21 protein-coding genes are annotated in these 22,459 nt (G+C 72.2%); 13 read left to right on the forward strand and 8 right to left on the reverse strand.

Translation table 11 applies throughout. The features are described 5' to 3' along the window. The first annotated feature begins 109 nt into the window (after positions 1 to 109). The 6 genes from AB0I28_RS02645 to AB0I28_RS02670 all read left to right on the forward strand — a co-directional run bounded on the left by AB0I28_RS02645 (position 110) and on the right by AB0I28_RS02670 (position 6,738). Positions 110 to 1,036: an ATP-binding cassette domain-containing protein gene (locus AB0I28_RS02645; RefSeq protein ID WP_357488929.1), complete on the forward strand. Its 927-nt coding sequence runs from the start codon at positions 110 to 112 to the stop codon at positions 1,034 to 1,036. Further along, entirely contained in the window at positions 1,033 to 2,466 is a 1,434-nt protein-coding gene (locus AB0I28_RS02650; RefSeq protein ID WP_357488930.1) for a hypothetical protein, read from the forward strand. The genes AB0I28_RS02645 and AB0I28_RS02650 overlap by 4 nt, the downstream gene beginning before the upstream one ends. Next, positions 2,463 to 3,251 (forward strand): ABC transporter permease, encoded by a 789-nt coding sequence (locus AB0I28_RS02655; protein ID WP_357488931.1) that lies wholly within the window; start codon positions 2,463 to 2,465, stop codon positions 3,249 to 3,251. Before AB0I28_RS02650 ends, AB0I28_RS02655 begins: the two co-directional genes overlap by 4 nt. Beyond that, positions 3,248 to 4,855 carry a serine hydrolase domain-containing protein gene (locus AB0I28_RS02660; protein ID WP_357488932.1) on the forward strand — a complete coding sequence of 536 codons (1,608 nt, stop codon included), beginning with the start codon at positions 3,248 to 3,250 and terminating at the stop codon, positions 4,853 to 4,855. Before AB0I28_RS02655 ends, AB0I28_RS02660 begins: the two co-directional genes overlap by 4 nt. Before the next feature lie 69 nt (positions 4,856 to 4,924). Further along, positions 4,925 to 6,094 carry a histidine kinase gene (locus AB0I28_RS02665; protein ID WP_357488933.1) on the forward strand — a complete coding sequence of 390 codons (1,170 nt, stop codon included), beginning with the start codon at positions 4,925 to 4,927 and terminating at the stop codon, positions 6,092 to 6,094. Further along, positions 6,085 to 6,738 (forward strand): response regulator transcription factor, encoded by a 654-nt coding sequence (locus AB0I28_RS02670; protein ID WP_357488934.1) that lies wholly within the window; start codon positions 6,085 to 6,087, stop codon positions 6,736 to 6,738. The genes AB0I28_RS02665 and AB0I28_RS02670 overlap by 10 nt, the downstream gene beginning before the upstream one ends. On the opposite strand, the gene AB0I28_RS02675 is transcribed toward AB0I28_RS02670, so the two are convergent. Together AB0I28_RS02675 and AB0I28_RS02680 are read right to left on the reverse strand one after the other, a co-directional pair. Further along, a complete protein-coding gene (locus AB0I28_RS02675) occupies positions 6,723 to 7,310 on the reverse strand; it encodes a DedA family protein (protein WP_357489287.1) in 588 nt (195 codons plus the stop codon). The genes AB0I28_RS02670 and AB0I28_RS02675 overlap by 16 nt on opposite strands. A gap of 188 nt (positions 7,311 to 7,498) precedes the next feature. Beyond that, positions 7,499 to 7,681 (reverse strand): hypothetical protein, encoded by a 183-nt coding sequence (locus AB0I28_RS02680; RefSeq protein ID WP_357488935.1) that lies wholly within the window; start codon positions 7,679 to 7,681, stop codon positions 7,499 to 7,501. A 216-nt stretch (positions 7,682 to 7,897) separates the two neighbouring features. Between AB0I28_RS02680 and AB0I28_RS02685 the strand changes: the two genes are divergently transcribed. The 3 genes from AB0I28_RS02685 to AB0I28_RS02695 all read left to right on the forward strand — a co-directional run bounded on the left by AB0I28_RS02685 (position 7,898) and on the right by AB0I28_RS02695 (position 10,611). Further along, on the forward strand, positions 7,898 to 8,404 hold the full coding sequence (locus AB0I28_RS02685) for an SgcJ/EcaC family oxidoreductase (RefSeq protein ID WP_357488936.1): 507 nt from the start codon (positions 7,898 to 7,900) through the stop codon (positions 8,402 to 8,404). 353 nt (positions 8,405 to 8,757) lie between these two features. Further along, positions 8,758 to 9,165 (forward strand): type II toxin-antitoxin system Phd/YefM family antitoxin, encoded by a 408-nt coding sequence (locus tag AB0I28_RS02690; protein WP_357488937.1) that lies wholly within the window; start codon positions 8,758 to 8,760, stop codon positions 9,163 to 9,165. Between the two features lie 435 nt (positions 9,166 to 9,600). Further along, positions 9,601 to 10,611 carry a chitinase gene (locus AB0I28_RS02695; protein WP_357488938.1) on the forward strand — a complete coding sequence of 337 codons (1,011 nt, stop codon included), beginning with the start codon at positions 9,601 to 9,603 and terminating at the stop codon, positions 10,609 to 10,611. Positions 10,612 to 10,829: 218 nt separating this feature from the next. Here AB0I28_RS02695 and AB0I28_RS02700 read toward each other — a convergent pair whose 3' ends face one another. After that, on the reverse strand, positions 10,830 to 11,843 hold the full coding sequence (locus tag AB0I28_RS02700; RefSeq protein WP_357488939.1) for a LuxR C-terminal-related transcriptional regulator: 1,014 nt from the start codon (positions 11,841 to 11,843) through the stop codon (positions 10,830 to 10,832). A gap of 171 nt (positions 11,844 to 12,014) precedes the next feature. Between AB0I28_RS02700 and AB0I28_RS02705 the strand changes: the two genes are divergently transcribed. Together AB0I28_RS02705 and AB0I28_RS02710 are read left to right on the forward strand one after the other, a co-directional pair. Beyond that, complete coding sequence (locus AB0I28_RS02705) at positions 12,015 to 13,034, forward strand: endonuclease/exonuclease/phosphatase family protein (protein WP_357488940.1); 1,020 nt, start codon at positions 12,015 to 12,017, stop codon at positions 13,032 to 13,034. Positions 13,035 to 13,219: 185 nt separating this feature from the next. Continuing rightward, positions 13,220 to 14,503 (forward strand): cytochrome P450, encoded by a 1,284-nt coding sequence (locus AB0I28_RS02710; RefSeq protein WP_357488941.1) that lies wholly within the window; start codon positions 13,220 to 13,222, stop codon positions 14,501 to 14,503. A 160-nt stretch (positions 14,504 to 14,663) separates the two neighbouring features. Here AB0I28_RS02710 and AB0I28_RS02715 read toward each other — a convergent pair whose 3' ends face one another. From AB0I28_RS02715 to AB0I28_RS02730, 4 genes are all read right to left on the reverse strand, one after another. Continuing rightward, on the reverse strand, positions 14,664 to 15,488 hold the full coding sequence (locus tag AB0I28_RS02715; protein WP_357488942.1) for an ABC transporter permease: 825 nt from the start codon (positions 15,486 to 15,488) through the stop codon (positions 14,664 to 14,666). Then, positions 15,478 to 16,383, reverse strand: a complete 906-nt coding sequence (locus AB0I28_RS02720) for an ABC transporter ATP-binding protein (RefSeq protein WP_357488943.1) — start codon at positions 16,381 to 16,383, stop codon at positions 15,478 to 15,480. Before AB0I28_RS02720 ends, AB0I28_RS02715 begins: the two co-directional genes overlap by 11 nt. A 167-nt stretch (positions 16,384 to 16,550) precedes the next feature. Continuing rightward, positions 16,551 to 18,464, reverse strand: coding sequence for a DUF2264 domain-containing protein (locus tag AB0I28_RS02725; RefSeq protein ID WP_357488944.1), 1,914 nt, complete (start codon positions 18,462 to 18,464; stop codon positions 16,551 to 16,553). Between the two features lie 110 nt (positions 18,465 to 18,574). Beyond that, positions 18,575 to 19,033 (reverse strand): hypothetical protein, encoded by a 459-nt coding sequence (locus tag AB0I28_RS02730; RefSeq protein ID WP_357488945.1) that lies wholly within the window; start codon positions 19,031 to 19,033, stop codon positions 18,575 to 18,577. Positions 19,034 to 19,122: 89 nt separating this feature from the next. Here AB0I28_RS02730 and AB0I28_RS02735 point away from each other — a divergent pair, with 89 nt between their 5' ends. Beyond that, positions 19,123 to 19,731 (forward strand): helix-turn-helix domain-containing protein, encoded by a 609-nt coding sequence (locus AB0I28_RS02735; protein WP_357488946.1) that lies wholly within the window; start codon positions 19,123 to 19,125, stop codon positions 19,729 to 19,731. A gap of 140 nt (positions 19,732 to 19,871) precedes the next feature. Further along, on the forward strand, positions 19,872 to 20,333 hold the full coding sequence (locus AB0I28_RS02740; RefSeq protein WP_357488947.1) for a hypothetical protein: 462 nt from the start codon (positions 19,872 to 19,874) through the stop codon (positions 20,331 to 20,333). A 2-nt stretch (positions 20,334 to 20,335) separates the two neighbouring features. On the opposite strand, the gene AB0I28_RS02745 is transcribed toward AB0I28_RS02740, so the two are convergent. Continuing rightward, positions 20,336 to 22,414, reverse strand: a complete 2,079-nt coding sequence (locus AB0I28_RS02745; RefSeq protein ID WP_357488948.1) for an acyltransferase family protein — start codon at positions 22,412 to 22,414, stop codon at positions 20,336 to 20,338. Between the last annotated feature and the right edge of the window lie 45 nt (positions 22,415 to 22,459).

Below are 22,459 nucleotides of genomic sequence, written 5' to 3' on the forward strand. Positions count from 1 at the left end.
GCGTCACGCCCACGGGGGACTCGCGCCGCCGGCGTCCCCCGGGCGGGTAGACCGAAGACGGCTCCGCGGTGGGACGACGCGCACTCAGCGGCCCCATAGCGTCTGGAGCATGGAAGCAACCATCGAAGTCCGGGGCCTGCACAAGCGCTTCGGGCCCACCGTCGCCGTCGACGACCTGAGCTTCACTGTCCCGCCGGGCCAGGTCACCGGTTTCGTCGGCCCCAACGGCGCCGGGAAGTCCACCACCATGCGCGCCATCGTCGGCCTCGACCGGCCCGACCGTGGAACCGCGCTTGTCGGCGGGCGGCCCTACCGGGACCTGCGCGCCCCTCTGCGCGAGATCGGCGTCATGCTCGACGCCTCGGCGATCCACCCCGGCCGCCGCGCCCGCAACCATCTCCTGTGGATGGCCCGCGCCAACGGCCTCCCGGCCTCCCGCGTCGACGAGGTCATCGAGCTCGTCGGACTCGGGTCGGCCGCCCACCGGCCCGCGGGCGGCTACTCCCTTGGCATGTGCCAGCGGCTCGGCATCGCCGCCGCGCTCCTCGGCGACCCGCCCGTGCTCATGCTCGACGAACCGGTCAACGGACTCGATCCCGAAGGCATCCGCTGGATCCGCGGCCTGCTGCGCTCGCTGGCCGCCGAGGGGCGCGCGGTCCTGGTGTCCAGCCACCTGATGAGCGAACTGGAGGGCAGCGCCGACCACCTCCTGGTCATCGGCCGGGGCCGGCTGGTCGCCGACACCGGCGTGCGGGAGCTGCTCGCCTCGGCCTCCGGGGACCGTGTGGAACTGCGCACCGATCAGCGCCGTGAGGCGATGGCCGTCCTCACGGCGGCGGGCGCCACCGTCGCCGTCACCGACGCCGAGACGCTCGTCGTCGCGGAGCTGACCGCCGCGCGCATCGTCGAACTCCTCACCGGCTCCGGTGTCGCCTTCAGCGGCATCGCCGAGCACCGCGCGACCCTGGAAGAGGCTTACATGGAACTGACCCGCGACGCGGTGGAGTTCCGCGCCCTCGCAGGGGAGGCGTCGTGACCACGACCGCCTACCGCAGCCGCGTCGAGACCACCGGAGCCGGCTTCGGCGGCCTCGTCCGAGCCGAACTGACCAAACTGGTCACCGTGCCACGCTGGCTGCTCACCCTCGCCGCCGCCGTCCTGCTCAGCGTCCTCGTCGCCGGACTCGCCGCGCTCGGCGCGGGCCAGGACAACTCCGGTGGCGACGGCGGTGGCCCCCCGGTCGCCCACAACCCGCTCGAACCCTTCCAGGACCGGGGCCACTTCGTCCACCGCGAACTGACCGGCGACGGCGACCTCATCGTCCGCGTCGACTCGCAGGAGGGCGGCGGCTGGGCCAAGGCGGGCCTGATGATCCGTGCCGCCGAGGAGCCGGGCGCCGACTACGCAGCCGTCATGGTCACCCCCGAACACGGCGTGCGCTTCAAGTCCGGCACCGGCACGGACCTGGCCGGCTCGTCAGCGGCCTCGCCCACGTGGCTGCGCCTGACCCTGACGGGCACGACCGTCACCGCCCTCGAATCGCCCGACGGGATCAACTGGACCGGCGTCGGCACCGTCGAACTGCCCGGTCTGCCCGCCAAGACGCTCGCCGGGCTCTTCGTCGCCGTACCCGACGAGGTCGTCGTCACCCGCCAGTTCGGCACCGAGAGCATCTCCGGCAACACCGTCGAGACCACCGCCGTGTTCGGGTCCCTGGCCTTCACCGGCGACCTCGCGCCGGAGTGGGGCGAACGCGAGCACCCCACCGGACCAGCCGTGACCGACGACCGCACCGGCTACACCGTCTCAGGCACCGCCGTCACCGTTACCGGCACCGGGGACCTCGGACCCGACATGTTCTCGCCCGACGCCACCCGCATGACGCTCACCTCCGTCCTCATCGGACTGTGCGCGGTGATCTCGCTGGCGGTCCTGTTCATCACCGCCGAGTACCGGCGCGGCATGATCCGCACGAGCTTCCTGGTCAGTCCGGCGCGCGGCCGCGTCCTTCTGGCCAAGGCCATCGTCATCGGCGGCGCCGGATTCGCCGCGGGCCTGCTCGCCGCGCTCGGATCCTTCGCCCTGGCCTCCGCCGGCGGCGTCGTACCCCCGTTGCCGGACCTCTTCGCCTGGCCCGTGCTGCGGGCGCTCATCGGCACCGGCGTCATGGTCGCCGCCGCCGCGATCCTCGCCCTGGCCGTCGGCTCGCTCATCCGGCACAGCGCCGTCGCCATCGCCCTCGTCCTGCTCGCCCTGCTCGTTCCGCAGGTCGCCGCGTCAGGGCTGCCCCTGTCGGCGGCGAACTGGGTGGAACGGCTCACGCCAGCCGCCGGTTTCGCCGTCCAGCAAACCGTCGCCCGCTACGACGTCGCGATCGGTCCCGAGGCCGGTCTCGCCGTCCTGTGCGCCTACGCGGCGGCCGCCATGGCCTTCGCCCTCTGGCGGCAGAAGCGGAGGGACGCGTGAGGCGCGCGATCCACGCCGAGTGGACGAAACTGCGGACCCTCCCGAGCACCGGCTGGCTGCTGGCCGGCACCGTCCTCGCGATCGTCGCCGCGAGCCTCGTCGGCATCCTGTCGACCGACACCCGGCACTGCCCGACCCCGGCGGAGTGCTTCGAGGACACCGTGAAGCTCAGCCTCGGCGGGATCCGCCTCGGCCAGATCGTCGTGGTCGTCCTGGCCGTGCTCGCCGTCAGCGGCGAGTACGCCACCGGGACCATGCGCCAGACGCTCATCGCCGGCCCTCGGCGCCTGACGGTCCTCGCGGCCAAGGCGGTCGTCGTGGCCGCCGCGGTGGCCGGCGCCGGGACGCTCGGCGTGCTCGGCTCGCTGGTGGCGGGGCGGCTCATCCTCCCCGGCAACGGATTCACCGAGGCCGACGGATACCCGCCGCCGTCCCTCGCCGACGGCCCGACGTTGCGCGCGGCCGGCGGAAGCGTCGGCTACCTCGTCCTCGTCGCACTCCTCGCGCTCGGCGCCGCGCTGGTCATCCGCGACACCGCCGGGACCATCACGGCGGTGTTCGTCCTCCTCTTCGTCGCCCCCATCGCCGGGCTCGTCGTGACCGACCCGGAATGGCGCGAGCTCCTCGACAGGTTCACGCCCATGACGGCCGGCCTCAGCGTCCAGTCGACCGTCGGCCTCGACAGTCTTCCGATCGGCCCGCTGGGCGGCCTCGGCGTCCTCGCCGCCTACTCGGCCGCCGCCCTGGTCGCCGGAAGCGCGCTGTTCGCGGTGAGGGACCAGTGAGGCCGCGGTGCTGGGCGGCGCTGACCGCCGCCGTGTTCCTGCTCGCGGCATGCGAACCCGAGACCGAGCAGATCCTCACGCCCGAGGCCGAGCCCGCGCACGTGTGGGCGCAGTCGCTGGTCCCCTGGGGCCTGCGTGGAGCCGTCGCGATCGTCGAGCATGGCGACACCACCGTCTCCGCCGGGTTCGGGGCGCTCACCCCGGGCGGAGCGGGCACGATCGGCACCGGCACGCGGATGGCCCTCGGCTCCCTGACCAAGCCCGTCACCGCGCTGGCCGTCTGGCGACTGGCCGACCAGGGCCGTGTCGCGCTCGACCAGACGCTCGGCGACCTGCTTCCCGAGGTCACGGGCGCTAAGGCCGCGATCACCGTCGAGCAGCTCATGTCCCATACCGCCGGCCTCGCCGACACCCACGGCGCCGACGAGGAACAGATCGACCGCGCCGAGGCGCTGCGCCGGATCCTCGCACAACCGCTGCTGTTCGAACCGGGCACCGATGAGTCCTACTCCAACAGTGGATACACGCTCCTCGCCATGATCATCGAGAAGGCGTCGGGCCTCGGCTACGAGGACTACCTCACCAGCGAGATCTTCGACCCGGCCGGCATGAGCGGCACCGGATTCCACGCCGAGCCGCCACCGGCAGGCCGCGAGGAGGCACCCGGAAGCAGCGCGGAGGGCCCCGCCGGCGCGCCCTCGCAGCTGCCGCCGGTGAGCTGGTCCCTGCGCGGAGCAGGGGGACTGGTGTCCACCGTGGACGACCTCGTCGCACTCGACCGATCGCTGTTCACCGGCCCCCTCCTCTCACCGCCGACGAGGGAGCTCGCGCTGGAGAGCTCACTGGGCGAACTGCTCCCCGGCATCGAGGCCATCGCCGCCGCCGGAGGCACCCCGGCCATCCACCACAGCAGCATGTGGCTGGCCGTCCCCGACCGCGACCTCACCGTCGTCGTCCTCAGTGCCGACCGCCGTGTTCTCGCCGAAGACGTCGTCGACCGCTTGGCACGCGCCCTACTGTCCGGCGAGGACCTGCCGTCCCCACCGCCCACGGTGGCACCCGATCCCGCCGCCGACGCCGCGCTTGCCGGGACCTACCGCGCCGACACCGGCGCGACCATCACCGTGGCCGCCCACCCCGAAGGAATTCGCCTCACCACCGACCACGCCGAAGCTTTCGGCGACCTGTTCACCGCGACGTCCCCACCCGGACTCGCCACCCCCGAGGAGACGCTGCGCCTCGTCGAAGGACTCACGGACGACGAATACCGGAACTGGCTCACCGCGCGCGAGACCGAGTTCGGGCCCCTCGACCACGTCGAACTCCTCGGCGCGGCCCCCGTCGACTCGCCCGAACCCGCGACCTTCCTGCGCCACCACTTCGCACGAGGCACCGCCCTGACCTTCTGGGCGGTGAGCAGCCCCCACGGCGAAGTGATGAGCGTCGAGCTGGCCGCCGCCCCACCGGGCGTGACCTTTCACCGAGCCGCAGGGGGACACGTCTCCTTCAGCGTCGTGGGAACCCCCGTCGCGAGCCTTGTCACCTTCGACGGCACGACCATGACCGTGCACAACGGTGACCGGACGAGCACCTACCGGCGCTGACCCGGAGGGCCGCCACGCGGCCCTCCGGCTCCCGCCACCGCCCGCGCGGTGGCAACGTACCGTGTCACCGTGCCGCAGCCGACCCTCCGCTCCCGACTGACGCCGCTCGCCCGGCGCGGAGGGCTGCTCGTCGCCGGACTCAGCGTCGGCGCGCTCACCGCGCTCGCCGAACTGTTCTTCCTCGTCGGGCACGGCGTCGCTTACGCGGCCGTCGCCTACTGGAACCGGCCGCGCACGGCCGTCCGGCGCGCCGCCTTCGACCGCGCCCACCGGCTCGCCCGGCTGGAGACCCGCAGGCTGCACTACTTCTTCGGTGACCCGGGCACCGGCACCTACACCGGCAGGCGCGTCCTGGCCTACCTGGGCGCCCGCATCTGGGTCGGCGCGGCCGGCGGGCTCATCGTGTTCCTGCTGGGCATGGGCGCCGTCCTCGCGGGGGTCTTGATCTCGCAGCTCGCCGTCGGAAAGTTCAACGACGGCCTCTCACTGTTCCTGGTCAACGTCTTCCTCGGCCTCGTCCTGCTGTTCATCGACATCCAGGGCATGTCCGGCCTCGCCACGGTCGAGAAGCGGCTCGCCCGCGACCTGCTCGGGCCGAGCGGCACCGAGGAACTGGAGCGGCGAGTCGGGGAGCTGGCCGCCAGCCGCGCCGCGGTGATGTCGGCGGTCAACGACGAGCGCCGCCGCATCGAACGCGACCTCCACGACGGCGTGCAGCAGCGCATGGTCGCCCTCGGGATGCTCCTCGGCCGCGCCCGCCGGGGCGGCGACCCCGGCCGCACGGACGAACTGCTCCGCCAGGCCCACGAGGAGGCCGCCGAGGTCCTGCGGGACCTGCGCGAGGTCTCCTGGCGTGTGTTCCCCACCGCTCTCGACGACGGCGGCCTGCTCCCGGCGCTGGAGGCCGTCGTCGAACGCAGCGTCATCCCCGTCCGGCTCGACTGCCGTCTCGAATCGCGGCTCGACATCGAGCTGGAGACGGTGGCCTATTTCGTGGTCAGCGAGTCGGTGACCAACGCGTCGAAGCACTCCGGTGCCCCGTGGATAGAGGTGGAAGTGAGCGTGAACGGCGACCGGCTGAGCGTGTCGGTGACCGATGCCGGATCGGGCGGGGCCGACCCGGGCGGGGGAGGCCTGTCCGGGCTCGCGCGGAGGGTCGCCGCCGTCGACGGCGTCTTCTCCGTGGACAGCCCGGCCGGAGGACCGACCGTCGTGAGAGCGGAGCTGCCATGCGCGTGATCATCGCCGAGGACTCGACCCTCCTGCGCGAGGGCCTCGTCCGGCTCCTCGCCGAGGAGGGCCACGAGATCGTCGCCGCCGTCGGTGACGCCGACGAGCTGATGGCGGCCCTCGCGGCCATCGGGCCCGAGGGAGTCGACGCGGTCTGCGTCGACGTGCGCATGCCTCCCGGACACACCGACGAAGGGCTGCGCGCGGCCCTCCGCATCCGCCGGGAGATGCCCGGGGTCGGGGTTCTGGTGCTGTCCCAGTACGTCGAGAAGCGGTACGCGACCGAGCTGATCGCCGAGCAGAGCGGGGGAGTGGGCTACCTGCTCAAGGACCGCGTGATGCACGTCGGCGAGTTCCTCGACGCCTTGGAGCGGGTCGCGCGCGGGGGAGGCGCCTTCGACCCCGAGGTCGTGCGGCAGCTGCTCGCCCGCACGACACACGTCGACCCGCTCGCCACGCTGACCGCGCGGGAGCGGGAAGTCCTCGACGTGATGGCCCAGGGGTGGACCAACGCCCGTATCTCGGCGAAACTGCACATGTCGCTCAGTGCGGTCGAAAAGCACGCGGCGGCGATCTTCGGGAAGCTGGGACTGGCACGCGGCGACGGGTACAGCCGCCGCGTGCAGGCCGTGCTGCGCTACCTGGACTCCTGACCTTCGCGCCTGGCGCGCAGTCGCTTGACGATCCACCAGACCACGGCGACGAGCACGGCGCCGAGGATCACCTTCGACAGGACGCCGACGTAGGACTCCACGATGTGCCATTTCTCGCCGAGGTAGTAGCCGGAGAGCACCAGCGCGCTGTTCCAGATGAGGCTCCCGGCCGTCGTGTACAGCAGGAACGCCGGCAGCGACATCCCCGAGACCCCGGCGGGGATGGAGATGAGACTCCTGAAGATCGGGATCATCCGGCCGAAGAACACCGCCTTGCGGCCGTGCCGGTCGAACCACGCCTCGGTGCGGTCCACGTCGGAGAGCTTGACCAGCGGCAGCTTCGCCGCGATCGCGCGCACCCGGTCGCGACCGAGGGCGGCGCCGATGAGGTAGAGGGCGACCGCTCCGACGACCGATCCGAGGGTCGTCCAGAACAGCGCCTCGAAGAGGGTCATGTCGCCCCTGCTGGCGGTGAAGCCGGCCAGGGGAAGGATCAGCTCGCTCGGCAGGGGCGGGAAGAGGTTCTCCAGGGCGATGGCCAGCCCCGCACCGGGTCCGCCGAGCGTCTCCATAAGGCCTACGGCCCAGCCCGCGATGCCGGTGGGTTCATTAGTCAACGTCACAGGAGTGAAGCTATGCGATGGCGACCCCGCGCACCTTGGGGTAAACCACACTTCCGACGTAGGTCACCACTACCCACCCCCGCCGGGCGCCGCCGGGCCGCCCGGGCGCATGTGACCGGGCGGCGTGAAAGTGCAGGTCAGCAGTCCTCACCGGTGTCGGTGCAGCCGATGAAGTTGCCCTCGGCGTCGAAACAGCACCACGAGACGCCGTGGGCGCCGCGGCACTCGAAACGGCAGAAGGGCTCGGCGGCGGCCGAGGCCTTCGACGCGGGCAGGATCCGGGCGAGGAGGCGGTCGCCGATAGCGTTGAGGATGCGCACGTTGACTCCTTGTGAAGATCACGGACGAGACGGTCGGAGCCTACGGGGCCGTGCGCACACGGCGTGCACATCCGTCCACTCAGGACGTACGGGGCCGGGCGGGATACCACCGCGGATGACGGGACGGACGCAACTTCGGGATGACGCCGGGGCGGATGCCGCGCGCTTAGCGTCGGCCGGGCCGGCACCTCCACCGGCCCGACCGAAGGAGCACCGATGCGCAAGCACCGGCACAAGGCGGCGATCGCCCTCGCCGCGCTCGTCTCGACCCTCACCGGATCCGCCGTGGCCTCCGCCGAGCCGGCCGCCGACACGGCGACCGGCCGGCACGCCGACCTCACGGCATTCGCCCGGATCCTCGCCGACCAGCAGGCGGCCTGGTTCGCCGAGGACGGCGCGGGCTTCGCCGCCACCTTCTGGCACGACGCCGACCTGGTCACCTTCAACGGAGACCATCTGAGCACCCGCGACGGTATCGCCACCGGCATGCAGTACTACTTCGACAACTTCATGGATCCGACCCACATCCGGGTCCTCTCCGAGGAGGTGACCTTCGCCGGCCCGAACCTCGCCGTCATCGTCCGAACCTCCTGCCTGCTCATCGAGCCGGACGCGCCGTGCCGGGAGGACTCGGAGTCGGCCAACACCAACGTGATGGTGAAGAAGTGGGGCCGCTGGCTCCAGCAGTCCTTCCAGAACACCCGCAAATTCGCGATCGGCTGACCGCCCGGCCCCGCCCGCCGGGCGGGGCCGCCCACCGAGCACCGGCGCTGCGGCCGGGAGCCCCGATCATGACGGGCACCACCTTGCTGGGCAGGGGCGACGCCGTGTTCGCCGACATGGCCAACCACGCCTCCCTCGTCGACTCGGCCCGCCGGGGTTGGGCTGATCCGCGTCTGCGTGACCGCCACGCACAGCGAGGCCCCGATCGACCGGATCGCCGAGGCCTTCGCGGCGGTCGTCTCGCGACTCGGTCCGCCCTCTCCGGCGCCCTAGCGCTCCCTTGTGGACGGTGTTCGAACAATCCGCCCGGGAACCCGTCGTGAAATGTCGTACCCCTCCGGGACTCTGCGTACATGGCCGCCCGGAATCTCGAACCGGGGCCCGCGTCGATACCGCTGCGCGAGGCTCGCATCCGGTTCACACAGCTCGTGTCCCTCGCCGAACTCAACAACTCGACGACCGTCGTGACCCGCGACGGCGACCCGCGCCCGATCGCCGCGATCGTGCCCGCCTCGGCGCTGCGCGCACAGCACGCCGCGCCCCCACCCGACGCCGACTGGCGTGCGACCGTCAACGCGGGCTGGGCGAACCGGCTCCAGACCCTGCGCGAACAGCTGACCGGCAGACACCACGCCGAACGGCGTGTCCTGCTCGACGCGCTCGCCAAGGCGTGGGAGGAACTCGACCGTCTCGCCCGCCCCGGATCCGACCGCGACATCGAGTCCCTTCGCGCCGCCCAGGCACACCTCCTCGGACGCTGACGGCCCGAATGCGTCCGGTGGATCGCCGGACGAGCCCCGAAGAGCCCTGACCGGCCCCTTCGGCCGGCCGGAATGGCACCGCGGTCTGCTTCGGCGGGGTCCCCGCCGCACGGTTGCGCCGGCAGCAGCCGCGTGCCGCCGCGGGACCGACGACGGGAAGGTCCCCTACTCGTCGCAGCCGAGTCCGATCAGGGCCGCGAGGTCTGCCCGCCTCGACCGCGCCGCACTGAGCGACTGACGGATCTGCGACACCGTCGCAGATCCGTCAGTTCCCGAAAAGCCGGAAACGCACTATGCTCCAAGCCACCGAGCATCCGGTGAGCTTTCCTTACAGTGCACGGCGGCGCCCTCGCGGCGCCACCCGGGAGACCGCCGGATCGACCACCACCATCCCGGCGAGACCCCACAATGTCGTCGCCGGGGGAACGGACGACCATGCGACGACTCCATCCGATCACCGCCCTCACGGCCTTAACAGTCCTCACCGTCGCGTTCCTGGCCCCCGGTACGGGCCAGGCCGCGACACCGGCCGACACCACCGCGAGCACCGAACGCGCCCCGGTGGCGCTCGCCACGAAGACCGCCGCGCCCTACCTCTACCTGGGCTGGGGCGAGCCCCCGAGCCCTTCGACGGTCATGAACGCCACCGGCGTCAAATGGTTCACCATGGCCTTCATCCTGTCCTCCGGCGGCTGCAATCCCGCTTGGGACGGTCAGCGCCCGCTGCAAGGCGGCGCCGATGCCGCGGCCATCGCCGAGATCAAGGCGGCCGGCGGCGACATCGTCCCGTCGATCGGAGGCTGGTCGGGCAACAAGCTCGGCCCGAACTGCTCCAGCGCGCAGGCCCTGGCCGGCGCCTACCAGCAGGTCATCGACGCCTACGGCCTCAAGGCCATCGACGTCGACATCGAGAACACCGACGAGTTCGAGAACGCCGAGGTCCAAGACCGCATTCTGGGCGCGCTCAAGATCGTGGAGCAGAACAATCCGGGCATCACCACGATCCTGACCTTCGGCACGACCACGACCGGTCCCACCTACTGGGGTGGCCGGCTCATCGAGCAGGCCAAGGCCCTGGCGGTCCCGGTCGACGTCTTCACGATCATGCCCTTCGACTTCGGCGGCGGCGCGGACATGTACGGCAACACCGTCAACGCCTCCGAGGGCCTGAAGGACGAGCTGAAGGCGGTCAACGGCTGGACCGACGCGCAGGCCTACGCCCACATGGGCATCTCGGGCATGAACGGCCTGTCCGACCAGCAGGAGCTGACCAGCGTCGCCACCTGGACGCAGATCCGTGACTGGGCGAGCGGCAAGGGTCTGTCCCGCCTGGCGTTCTGGGCGGTCAACCGCGACCGGCCGTGCCCGGGCGGCGGGGTCACCGCCAACTGCTCGGGCATCGCCCAACAGAACTGGGAGTTCACCCGCATCACCGCCGGCTTCTAGGGCGTGTCCGGTGGATCACTGCGGGGCTGCGACGGGCTCAGCGTTCTTTGGAGCACAGGTCCCCTGGCGGCGCCGTTTTGCGGCCCGAGTAAAACTCCGGTACCAGGGCCGCAAAACGTCTGGCCAGAAGAAGAATGACCTCCGTCTCGCACCCACAAAACCCACCGGACAAGCCCTAGCCGCCCCGCCGGCCGGTCCCTGGAGGCCGGCCGGTGGAGTCACGCGGTGTCGATGATGACGCCCAGCAGCGCGGCCTGAAGGCCGGCCTGGAAGCGCGTCTTGGCGCCGAGCCGGTCCATGATCCGCCGCATCCGGCGCTCGACCGTCCGGCGCGAGACGCCGAGCCGCCGCGCGATCGCCTGGTCGGTGAGCCCGGCCGCCGACAGCGACAGCAGTTCGCGGTCCCCGGCCGACAGCCCACTCCCGTCGGGGTTCGTCCGCTCGTCGCGCTGCCACAGGGGGGCGGCCCGCCGCCACAGCGACTCGAACAGCGCGACCAGGCCCGCCAGCAGTGGCGAGGGCTCCACCACGACGATCTCGTGGACGTCGGGCCGTGCGGAGGGCACCAGCCCGAGCCGCCGGTCGGCGATCACCAGACGGAGGGGGACCTCGTCGAGGACCCGGCAGCGCTCACCGAGCGCGGCCAGCGAGCGTGCCTCGTCGAGTGCGGCGTGGCCGTCGAGGGAGCTTCGGTCGTAGACGGCCCGGTACGACACCCCTTTCGCCAGTTGCTCCCGCCTCAGTTCGGCGTCCCGCCGATGCGGTGTCGATGCGCTCGCGGGTCGGCCGAGGACGAGCACCTCACCCGTCGCCGCCCGCTGCGCCTGGAGGAAGCGCTGCGCGACGGCCTCCCGTCCGCTGACGACCGTCACGGGCGAGCCTGCGGCCCGCGGACCGTTCGTCCGGAACTCCTCGGCGAGCCGGGCGGCCTCAAGTCGCGCGTGCTCGATCTCCTCCCGCCTGCGCAGGGCCAGGATCTCGACGGCCGCGTCCGGCGCCGCGGGCGTGAACCGCGTCGGCCGGTCGGCGGTGTGCGTGAGCATCCCCAGTGCCTCCAAGGACGACAGGTGCCCGCGCACCCGTGCAGAGCGCCAGCCGAGCCTCGCCGCCAGCCCCGAGGCGGTGTCGCCCGGCCCCGCCAGCAGCGCCCGGAGGACGAGTTCGTCGCCGTCGGACATGCCGAGGGTCGCGAAGGAACCCGGCCCGCCCTCCGGTGGGGTCAACGGCCGCATCGGCATGCCTCCTCAGGTCGGGCGCCCATCCTAGGACCGCCGCCCCTTTGGAGTCCATATGCCGAATGTGCCGGGCTTGGCCGGGAATGACGCACAAGTGGGTGCGACTGAACCTCGAAGGCGCCCCGGAGCGTTCCATAGGTGCCCACCACGCCCGAACGGAGCCCGACGTTGACCGCCAGCCGAACACACCGTGCCTTCCCTCGCCACCTGAAGCGCGCCGCCCTCGCGCTCACCTACACCGCGGCAGTCCTCGCCGCGGCATTCACCGCCATGCGGATCCTCGGTATCGAGACCACCTGGCCACTGCGGTTGCTCGTGTCCTACACCCCCTACGCGGTCCTCGCAGCCCTCGTCCCACCCGTCGCCGCGTTCGCGCTGAGACGCCCCCGAGCCGCCCTGGCGGCCCTGATCGCCCCACTGGCCCTCGCCCTGCTCATCGCGCCCCGGGCCTTCGCCGACGGCGGGACCGACGCGAACGGGCCCCGCCTCACCGTCGCCACCGTCAACCTCTACTACGGACACGTCGACGCCGCCGCCGTCGTCGCCCTCGCCGACGAACACGACGTCGACGTGCTGTCCGTCCAGGAGCTCACCGAGGAAGCCGCGGCCGCGCTCGACCTCGCGGGACTGGCGATCCGCTACCCCCACCGCGAGCTCTCACCGGGCGTCGACGCTTCCGGGACCGGCGTCTACTCCCGGTTCCCCCTGGCCCGCAACGCCTCCCTGGAGTTCCCCACCCACTTCAAGATGACCGGAGTGACCCTCACCGTGCCCGGAGCGGACCCCGTCGAACTGCTCGCCACCCATCCCCTCGCGCCCTACGAGGCCGAACGTGTGGGCGACTGGCTGTCCGACCTCGCCCGCCTGCCTCGCGCCACGCCCGACGGTGCCGTCCGGATCCTCGCCGGCGACTTCAACGCCACCCTCGACCACGCGGCCCTCCGGGAGATCGTCGACTCCGGCTACACCGACGCGGCGTCGGCGACCGGCGCCGGACTCGTCGGCACCTGGCAACCGCACCCCGGCGACCGCGCCAGCGTCCGCGGGCTCGTCCCGCCGAGAGTGGCGCTCGATCACGTCCTGGTCGACGAGCGCGTCGCCGTCGAAGCGGTCGCCTTCGACGACGTTCCCGGCGGTGACCACCGGCCTGTCATCGCCGAGCTGACGCTCCCCGCCGCCGCGGTCTGACCACCACATTGGATCGATGCCGACAGCCCTGAAGCAGCTCTGGCGAAACCGCCCCAGCCCGGCCCCCGTCACTCGTGTCCTGTCCGCCGCCACGATGTCGACGGTCTTCCTGATCGCCATGTCCTACACCTATTGAAGCGGCCACGGAGGGGTTCGAAGCGACTCAGAACGGGTAAGACCCGGACATGAGCACTCACGCTGCGGCACGCCGCCGAGACGACGGTTCGGCCCGGGCCGCGGTGGCCGAGCACCCCTTCACCGACATGGCGCCGGCCATCCTCACCTACGGCTACCGCGCCCTGTCCCGGGCCTTCGACCGCTACGGCACCGACGCCTTCGCCGCGCGCCTGCTCGGCCGGCCCGTCGTCTTCCTGCGCGGCCACCAGGCCGCCCGGATCTTCTACGACGAGACCCGCTTCGAGCGGTCCGGAGCCGTACCCGCGCCCATCAAGCGCACCCTGTTCGGCAAGGGCACCGTCCACGGCCTCGACGGGCCGGTGCACCGCCACCGCAAGGCGATGTTCAACGGACTGGCCGACCACGAGGCCGCCGTACGCGTGGCCGACCTCGCCGACGCCCACTGGGACGCCGCCGCCCGCCGCTGGCGCCGAGAGGGAAAGGCCGTCATCTTCGACGAGGCCGTCAACGTCCTCGGCGAAGCCGTCTGCGCGTGGGCCGACCTGCCCGCCGAGACCGACCGCGCCCAGCGCGTCGCCGACCTCGCGACGATCGTCGACGGTTTCGGCAGCGCCGGCCCGAAGCACCTCCAGGCACGCTTCGCGCGAGGACGCGCCACCCGCTGGGCCCGCGGGTTCATCGAGGGCGCCCGCGACGGACGGCTCCAGACCACCTTCGGAACGCCGCTGGCCACCGTCGCCAACCACCGCGGGCTCGACGGAGACCTGCTCGACGAGACCACCGCGGCCGACGAACTGATCAACCTCCTGCGGCCCACCGTCGCCGTCTCCTGGTTCGTCTCCTTCGCCGCGCTCGCCCTCTACCACCACCCCGAATGGCGCGAGCGTGTCGCCTCGGGTGAGAGGGGCGCCGAACGCGCCTTCGCCCACGAGGTCCGGCGACGTTTCCCCTTCGCTCCCATGCTCGCCGCTCGCGTCAAGAGCGATTTCGGCTGGCGGGGGCACAATTTCGAGAAGGGGCGCCTGGTCGTCCTCGACATCTACGCCACCGACCACGACGGTGCCACCTGGCCCCGCCCCGAACGCTTCGACCCCGAGCGCTTCCTGCACCGCGAGCCCGGCCGCTACCAGCTCATCCCGCAGGGCGGCGGCGAACCGGAGAGCGGCCACCGCTGTCCCGGCGAGCCCTTCACCATGGAACTGCTCGGCCGGGCCGCGCGCTTCCTGGCGCGCCTGGATTACAAGGTGCCGCCGCAGGACCTGAGGTATTCGACGGCGTCGATACCCACCAGGCCCCGCAGCGGCTTCGTCATCACCGAGATCGCGCCTTAGGTCGTGTCCTGGTGATCACTGTGGGGCTGCGGCGGACTCGTTTTCCCCCTGGCGGCACCGTTCCTTCGCCCAGGTACAACACCGGTACCAGGGCGAAAGAACGGCTTGCCAGAAGAAAAACGAGCCTCGCCTCGCACCCACAAGACCACCAGGACACGCCCTAGAGCACGTCCCGCCGGCGGAGCAGGAGCGCGCCGGCGGCCACGAAGACCGCCAGGTATCCCGCGATCACCAGCGTCGCCTGCCCCGAGCCGACGATCTCCGAGACGCCCGGAGTTCCGCCCGGCGCGCCGAGTGAGGACACCAGCGACCCCGCGTTCGGTCCGGGAAGCCCCTTCTGAAGTTCGGCCACCCCGTCGATCAGCGGCGCCGCCAGGGACGCCAGCAGGTTCTGCACCACCAGCATCCACACCATGCCCAGCCCGAGCGGCAGTGCCAGCCCTCGCATCGCGATCGCCAGCAGCGAGCCCAGTGCCGCCCACATCACCGCGATGAGCCAGCCCGCCCCGACGCCGACCAGCAGCTCGCCCGCCGACGGCCAGTCCAGTGCCTGGTCCTCGGCCGAGGCGATCAACGCGCTGGCGGCGGCGCCGGACACGAACAGGGACAAGACGAGCACGAGGCACGCCGCGGCGATGGCGGCGAGCTTCCCCGCGTACACCGACGAGCGCGACGGCCCCTGCGTCAGCATCGTCTTCCACGTTCCCCAGCCGTACTCGCCACCGACGGCCAGCACGCCAAGGACCAGGGCGATGCCGCCGACGAAGACCGGCAGGCCCGCCACGGAGTTGCCGACGAGCTGCTCCGGCAGCATGGCCGAGAGCCCTCGATCGCTGTTGGGCATGCCGCTCTCGGCACCGGCGACTCCGGCGTAGGGCACCAGGTACGTGAAGGTCAGGCCCAGCATGAGGGCGACGCCCACCATCGCCCAGTTCGCCGGGCGGCGGACCATCTTGGTCAGTTCGGCCGCGGCACTACCCCACATGGCCTTCTCCTTGTCCGGTCAGTTCGAAGAACACCTGCTCCAGGTCCCGCTCCAGCGGGCCCAGCTCCCGTACCTCGACGCCGGCGGCGACGAGCTCGGCGTTGACCCAGCCGGCGCGGGCCGGTTCCAGGTCGAGGGACAGCGCGCCGTCGGCGACGGTGACGCGGTCGGCGCCCAGCAGCGACCTGGCCGCGTCGGCCGCCAGCTCGATCGGGTCGGCGACGACGCGCACCCGCACGTCCCCCCGGAGTTCGGCGACCGTGCTCTCGGCGACGATGCGGCCCTTGGCGATCACCGCGACCCGGTCGCAGATCTGCTGCACCTCACCGAGCAGGTGGCTCGACAGCAGCACCGTGCAGCCGTCGGCGCCCAGCTTGCGGATCAGCGCGCGCATGTCGGCCATGCCGGCCGGGTCGAGGCCGTTGGTGGGCTCGTCGAGGATCAGCAGCCGCGGGTCCTTCAGCAGCGCTGCGGCGACCCCGAGCCGCTGCTTCATGCCGAGCGAGTAGGTCCGGTAGCGGTCGCCGGCCCGGTCGGCGAGGCCCACCATGCCGAGCACGCGCTCGACGCTGCCGGTGCCGGTGCCGGTGTACCTGGCCAGGACCTTGAGGTTGTCGCGGCCCGACAGGTAGGGCCAGAAGCCGGGGCCCTCGATGAGGGCGCCGACGCGCTCCAGGTGCCCCGGCGAGCCGGGAGCGCTGCCCAGGAGCCGCACGCTTCCCGAAGTGGCGCGGACCAGTCCGAGGAGCATGCGAAGGGTCGTGGTCTTGCCCGCGCCGTTGGGGCCGAGGAAGCCGTAGATCTCGCCCGGCCGGACGGTGAGGGTCACCTGGTCCACGGCGGTCAGTTCGCCGTAGCGCTTGGTGAGGCGGTCGGTTTCGACGGGAGAACTCATACCCGCAACGATCGTCGGCGCGCGCCCCGATGTCGTCCGGCCGGCGGCGGCCGGGTGGCTACGACACCGGGAGTGGCGGAGTGCCGGCGGCTACGCCCGACGGCGTAGCCGAGGCCGCGCGGGACGGCCCTCGGGTCTCATCCGACGGTGGGGTCGCCCGCACACCCTCAGCCGGTGTGGCCGTCCCATGGCACGAAGGTCGCCATGTCGACGCTCGTCTTCGCCCCTGACCGCCAGGCCGCCGTGACCCGCGTCCCGTCGACGCTCACCTCGACCACGTCTTCGACCTCGGGCTCCCCGCGCGTCAGCAGGTGCAGCGCGACATGGACGGTGGTCTCGGCGTGCCGGTCGGCGCGAAGAACGGGCACGGCCGCGACCGGCCCGATGGCAGTCCCGTCGTCGTACCGGAGCGTCTCCGCACGATCCCATCCGTGCACCCCGGCCACGGCCGCGACCAGGTCGCCGTTTCGGGCCCAGGCGACGAGACCGTCGGCGCCCGAGCCCGGATCGTCGCCGCTGACGGCGTGCCCGCCTTCTCGCAGCGAATATTCGGCCGGCCCGGTCACCAGATGACAGCGCAGTTCGTGCGGACCGTCCACGATGGACGCCGTCACCACCGAGGTGCCCGCCCACGCCTTCCCGTCGCGCTGCGGGACGTGCGCCGAGGCGGCGACCGCTCCCTCGGTGAACCAGCCCCGGAGCGGACCACGGCGGCTCGACCGCCCGTCCGCGCCGATCAGTGCCAGATGCCCGTCGGCGCCCTCCTCCCATGAGGAGCCGGTGCCGGGCGCTGTGTGGCTGCTGTAGGCGAACTTCGCGTAGTGCGGATCGTCGGGATCGGCGCCGCCGCCGACCGGGAGCCCACAGTGGTCACTGCCGTGGTTGACGAGCCGGACCAGTCCGTCGGCGGACGTCGCGCTCGCGATCAGGCCCGCCTGCGGCAGAACCGTCAGCACGTCGCGGCCGTCGGTCGGCTGGGGCTCCTCGATGACCGTCCACACCGGATGGTCGGCGGCCATGGCCAGCCCGAGGAAGCCGATCCCCGCCAGGTAGGGCGACCCGAAGCCGCTGTAGGCCTGCGAGGACGCCAGGTGCTCGCCGTGCCAGCCGATCGTCAGGGGTCCGTCGGCCCCGACGCCGTGCCCGGTGAAGTTCGCCAGTACGCCGCTGGCCAGCCGCCGGGTCGCGCCGGGCCGCAGCGCGCTCACGCCCGACAGCTCCGCGGCCCACAGCGGGGCGAGGACCGCCGTGCGATAGGTCAAGGACCGTCCGAAGTGGAGCACCGAGCCGTCGGGCGCGAAGAGTCGCGCATAGGAGGCGGTGAACTCCGAGAGGCGGTCGAGGTGCCGCCGGGCGGCCGCGGGATCGAGGTCGCCGCGCATGCGGTGCCACGCCCACAGATAAGGGTGGATGACGAAGGCGTTGTAGTGGTCGACGGCGTGCTCGGGGCCGTCGGTGAACCAGCCGCCGCCGAGGTGCCAGGACTCGACGCGGGCGACGTTGCGCGACCCGGTGCAACCGCGCGTGTCCTCGCCGACGGAGGCCAGGAACGCCTCGGCCATGGAGGGGAAGAGCTGCCAGTTGTTGTTGAAGACCTCGGTCCGCGCGTGATGGAGGAGCCAGGCGGCGACACGCTTTCGGACCGGCCGGTCGAGGCGGTCCCAGATCCACTCGCGCGTGAGGTGGAGGCCGAAGGCGATGTTGGCCGCCTCGACGATCGGGTTGGTGATGCCGAGCAGCGGCCGGCGGCCGGTCGCGCCCAGCGGCCACGCCTCCGGCGAGTCGGGATCCGTGCCGGCGTCGAGGCCCTCGGCGTACCAGTCGGCCAGGCCGAGCGGGTCTCGTCCCCGCTCGCCGGCGATGCGGGGCGCGGCCATGAGGAAGCTGCGGCCGAAGACCTCCAGCGCCTCGCGGCGGACGCCGGAGTCGGTGACCCGTCCGGGCAGGACCGGCAGCGCGTGCCGGGGACTGGAGTACCGGCGCAGTGTGGCGAGCCAGTGGTCGGCGACCGCGGCCCAGTGCGCGCGGGTCCAGCCGGTGCGCGGGGAGAGGTCGCGGTCTTCGGCGGGGAGTTCGAGCACGGCTTCCTCCGGCGGGTGGAAAGCGCTTTCTGCGAATGGTAAGCGCTTACTGTAGCTCGCCGCCCGATCAGGCGAGGAAGCCCCGGGCTCGATGCCCGGGGCTCGGCCGGTCAACGCCTCCGCAGGAAGAGCGCGACGGCCGCGACCCCGGCCACGGCTGGTAGTGCGGCGAGTGCTCCCCACAGGGGCGGGAAGATCGTCTCCCCGTACTCCGCCGTCACCAGCAGTGTCAGCGCGAGGCCCGCGGTGATCAGGAAGGCGGTGATCGCGAGTACCGGCGCCCAGGTCCGCGATCGGGCGGCGGGGAGGACCGCCAGCCAGAGGGCCAGGTCCACGGCGGCGACGGTGAAGAGCAGTCCGTAGAGCATGCCCGGGTTCGGGTCCTTTCCGTACGGCTCATAGACGGCGCGGGCGTGTTCTGCCAGGGCTTCGGTGCCCGCTTGATCGATGGCGGCCGCGATCGCCAGAGCGGTGGACAGGGCGACGGCGGCCCAGGTCGCGTACACGGCCGGCCGGCGGGGTCGGGCGGTGGAGACGGGGCGGGCTAGTTCAGATAGTGACTCTCTCATGAGAGTGACTCTAACTTTCGCCGCCGAAAGCGTCAACTCTTAGAGAGAGTGACTTGCTCAAGCGTGGTGCTGTCCCATACGCTCGGCCCATGGGCACAGGGTTGCGGGAGCGTTGGCGGATCAAGGCCATGCGCACGATTCAGGAGCGGGCGCTCGACCTCTTCGACGAGCGCGGGTTCGGCGCGGTCACGATCGAGGAGATCGCCGCGGCGGCGGAGGTCTCGCCGGCCACCGTGTACCGGTACTTCGGGACCAAGGAGGGCCTGCTGGTCGCCGACCAGTTCGACAACCTCAGTCAGGAGGCCGTCGAGGACATCGTGGACGTGCGCGACCCCGTCGGCAGCCTCCTCGCCGCCGTCGTCGAGTACGAGAAGCCGCTGGCCGGCACCGCGGGGGAGGACCCGCGCGGTGAGCCGGTCTCATGGCGCCGCGTGCGGTACTTCTTCCTGGAGCCCTCGGTGCGCAGGGCGGCGTGCGCCGCCTTCGACCAGGCCAGCCGGCGCATCGTGCCGCTGCTCACCGGCGCCGGGGGGATGACGGAGACACAGGCGCGCGTGGCCGCCAACGCACTGGTGTTCGGGTACTTCGGGGCCCTGGAGCAGTGGTACCTCGACGGCGGCGTGCGGCCGATCGCGTCCTACGTGGAGGAAGGACTGCGACCACTGCGCGGCTTGTGGGGGGAGGGGGAGGGGGCGTAGGGCCCTCGGGGCAGCACCTTCGGGAGGCCCGCTCGGACTCCGTGACCGCCTCGGGGGACGAGACGGCGGACGCGAACCGTGGCATGAATGAACTCCGAGTTCGCACTCGACCGGCACTCGGGTCCAGCCGGAGGTGCGTCATGTCGGACAGTCCCGAGGATCACAGCGACGGCCCGCCGGATGACGCGGAGCGCGACGCGTCCGGTGAATCGGCGGTGGAGAAGACACCCGAGCAGCTGATAGCCGACGCTCAGGCGGAGAAGGCCAAGCTCGTCGCCATGGGGATCGCGGTGCTCAGCGTCGTGATCATTTGCGTGTGGTGCGTCGTCGGCTCCCTCAGCGGAGGCGACGAGGACTCCGACTCCAGTGCGATGGCCGAGATCATGTGCGAAGAGTTCGTCGCCGACCGGCTCAAGGCCCCCTCCACGGCGGATTTCTCCGGCGCCTCCACCGTCGCCGTCGGCGCGTCGACCTACAAGGTCACCGGCGCCGTGGACGCCGAGAACGGCTTCGGTGCCATGATCCGCGTCCAGTACGTCTGCCAGGTCCGCTATGACGGCGATGATCTCTGGACGGCCGAGTACGTTCGGCTCCTCGAATGACCTCACCCACCCCCCAACCCCACCGCCCCCCTCAGCATCGGCGCGAGCAGCCGCGCCCACTCCGTGGTCATGTGGTGCCCGTCCCGGTACATCAGCAGGCTCCCCGCCACCACCGGGCAGGTCCCGTCGGCCGCGCAGAACCACGGCGTCGGATCGACGACCGTCGCGCCCGCGGCGGTGAGCGCCGTGTTCGTCGAGGTCCGTCTCGCGGCGTTCTTCACCGCGCTCGTCCGCTCGCCGGCGCAGGCGAGGGTGTCGTCGAGGTTGACGGCGAGGCAGTCGGGGACGTTGCCGTCCATCCAAGGCGTGTCGGCGATGTGGACGACGCCGGCGCCCGTCACCGCCACGCGCCGGTGGGCCTCGACCCACCCGTCGGTCCAGGCGCGGTCGGGGTCGCCGACCCCGATGGGGCTCGTTTCGTCGGCGTCGGCGGAGGCCATGACGACGAGGGCCGGCTTCAGCGCGGCGATCGCGTCGAGGGTCGCGTCGCGCCACGCGTCGCACTCGCGGTACGGCCGCTTGAGCAGCGGGTTGTACAACTCCACGACGGCCGCGGCGCACGAACTCTTCGTCCACGCGACGAGGCGGTCGCCGCGTTCGGCGGCGATGGCGTCGAGCGCGGGGAACCACTGGGCGGCGTGGGAGTCGCCGAACAGCACGATCGTGTCCTCCCCGGCCGGATCGCCGTACACGCAAGGTCCCGGCGCGGCGATCGCCTCCGATTCGAGGTGGCATCCGTCGTCGTAGGTGCGCGGCCGGTCTTCGGCCGCGTCGGCCAGCGAGGGCGTGAGATCGGCGGGGACGGGACCACCGGCGCCGGCCAGGATCGCGGCGAGGCCGCCGACGTTCGTGACGGTGCCGCGAGGGTCGGCGGCGGCGCCACCGCCGGATGTCGGCGGCGGGACCAGGATGGCCATGGCGGCGACGGCGGCCCCGGTCGCGGTGAGGCCGGCGCCCAGCGCGATCCCGCGCCAGGGCTCGGCGGTGAGCACGCGCCGGGTCCGCACGGGCTGCTCGACCAGGTGGTACGACGCGAGGGCGACGCCGAAGGCGGCGGTCATGAGCGCGAGGTCGAGCGGGAGGGAGCGTGGCAGGCCCAAGGCGGTCGGCGCGATGACCAGGATCGGCCAGTGCCACAGGTAGTAGCCGTAGGAGACCCGGCCGACGCGCTGGAACACGCCCACCGCGAGCAGCGACCCCGCGCCGCGGCCCGGGTCGGCGCACCCGGCGGCGATCACCAGGACGGCCCCGGTCACCGGCAGCAGCGCCGCGACTCCCGGAAACGGCGTCAGTTCGTCGAAGCGGACCGCCGAGAACGCGATGAGCGTCAGGCCGAGCCAGCCGGCGATCGCGGGGTACGGCCGCTCCAGTCGGGCGAAGGCCGGTGCCGCCAGCGCCAGCAGCGCACCGGCGGCCAGTTCCCAGGCGCGCGTGTGGATTCCGTAGTACGCCCAGGTCGCCGACGCGGCTGTCTGTGTCGCGCTCCAGACGAGTGACCCGACGGCGATGGCGACGAGTGCGCCGAGGACGGCTGTGCGCCGGAAGCGGCGGCCCGAGCCCCACGCGATGGCGAGGAGCAGCGGCGGCCAGACGAGGTAGAACTGCTCCTCGACGGCCAGCGACCAGAAGTGCCGCAGCGGCGAGGGAGGAGCGTCGGCGTTGAGGTACTGCGTACCCGCGGCCGCGAGCCGGTAGTTGATCGCGTAGACACCACTGGCCAGCGCGTCCCAGGCGGTCGACGCCATGCGCGTGCCCGGAAGCCACCACCAGGACGCGGTGAGCGTCGCGATGACCACGACGGTCGCGGCAGGCAGCAGCCGGACGGCGCGGCGGGCGTAGAAGCCTTTCAGCGACACTGTTCCCGTCGAGCGCAGCTCGCGCGCGAGCAGGCCGGTGATGAGGAATCCGGAGATGACGAAGAAGACGTCGACACCGACGTAACCGCCCGCGAGCCACGGGACCCCGGCGTGCCCGGCGACGACGAGAAGGACCGCGATCGCGCGCAGCCCTTCGATGTCGGGCCGGAAGACGCGTTCGCGGGCGGCGCCGGGGGAGCGAAGCGCGGTCGGCGCCGAGGACAACTGTGCCCCTCCTCCGTCGGTGGCCGTGCCGCCGACGTCAGGAGG

The organism is Phytomonospora sp. NPDC050363 (assembly GCF_040655735.1).
GTDB lineage: Bacteria > Actinomycetota > Actinomycetes > Mycobacteriales > Micromonosporaceae > Phytomonospora.

What these genes read in the sequence shown, in the direction of transcription:
- AB0I28_RS02645 (WP_357488929.1), top strand. Translation starts at nt 110, where the DNA reads ATGGAAGCAACCATCGAAGTCCGGGGCCTGCACAAGCGCTTCGGGCCC.
- AB0I28_RS02670 (WP_357488934.1), top strand. Translation starts at nt 6,085, where the DNA reads ATGCGCGTGATCATCGCCGAGGACTCGACCCTCCTGCGCGAGGGCCTC.
- AB0I28_RS02740 (WP_357488947.1), top strand. Translation starts at nt 19,872, where the DNA reads ATGTCGGACAGTCCCGAGGATCACAGCGACGGCCCGCCGGATGACGCG.
- AB0I28_RS02710 (WP_357488941.1), top strand. Translation starts at nt 13,220, where the DNA reads ATGAGCACTCACGCTGCGGCACGCCGCCGAGACGACGGTTCGGCCCGG.
- AB0I28_RS02695 (WP_357488938.1), top strand. Translation starts at nt 9,601, where the DNA reads ATGCGACGACTCCATCCGATCACCGCCCTCACGGCCTTAACAGTCCTC.
- AB0I28_RS02735 (WP_357488946.1), top strand. Translation starts at nt 19,123, where the DNA reads ATGGGCACAGGGTTGCGGGAGCGTTGGCGGATCAAGGCCATGCGCACG.
- AB0I28_RS02675 (WP_357489287.1), bottom strand. Translation starts at nt 7,310, where the DNA reads ATGGAGACGCTCGGCGGACCCGGTGCGGGGCTGGCCATCGCCCTGGAG.
- AB0I28_RS02715 (WP_357488942.1), bottom strand. Translation starts at nt 15,488, where the DNA reads ATGTGGGGTAGTGCCGCGGCCGAACTGACCAAGATGGTCCGCCGCCCG.
- AB0I28_RS02685 (WP_357488936.1), top strand. Translation starts at nt 7,898, where the DNA reads ATGCGCAAGCACCGGCACAAGGCGGCGATCGCCCTCGCCGCGCTCGTC.
- AB0I28_RS02690 (WP_357488937.1), top strand. Translation starts at nt 8,758, where the DNA reads ATGGCCGCCCGGAATCTCGAACCGGGGCCCGCGTCGATACCGCTGCGC.
- AB0I28_RS02730 (WP_357488945.1), bottom strand. Translation starts at nt 19,033, where the DNA reads ATGAGAGAGTCACTATCTGAACTAGCCCGCCCCGTCTCCACCGCCCGA.
- AB0I28_RS02700 (WP_357488939.1), bottom strand. Translation starts at nt 11,843, where the DNA reads ATGCGGCCGTTGACCCCACCGGAGGGCGGGCCGGGTTCCTTCGCGACC.
- AB0I28_RS02720 (WP_357488943.1), bottom strand. Translation starts at nt 16,383, where the DNA reads ATGAGTTCTCCCGTCGAAACCGACCGCCTCACCAAGCGCTACGGCGAA.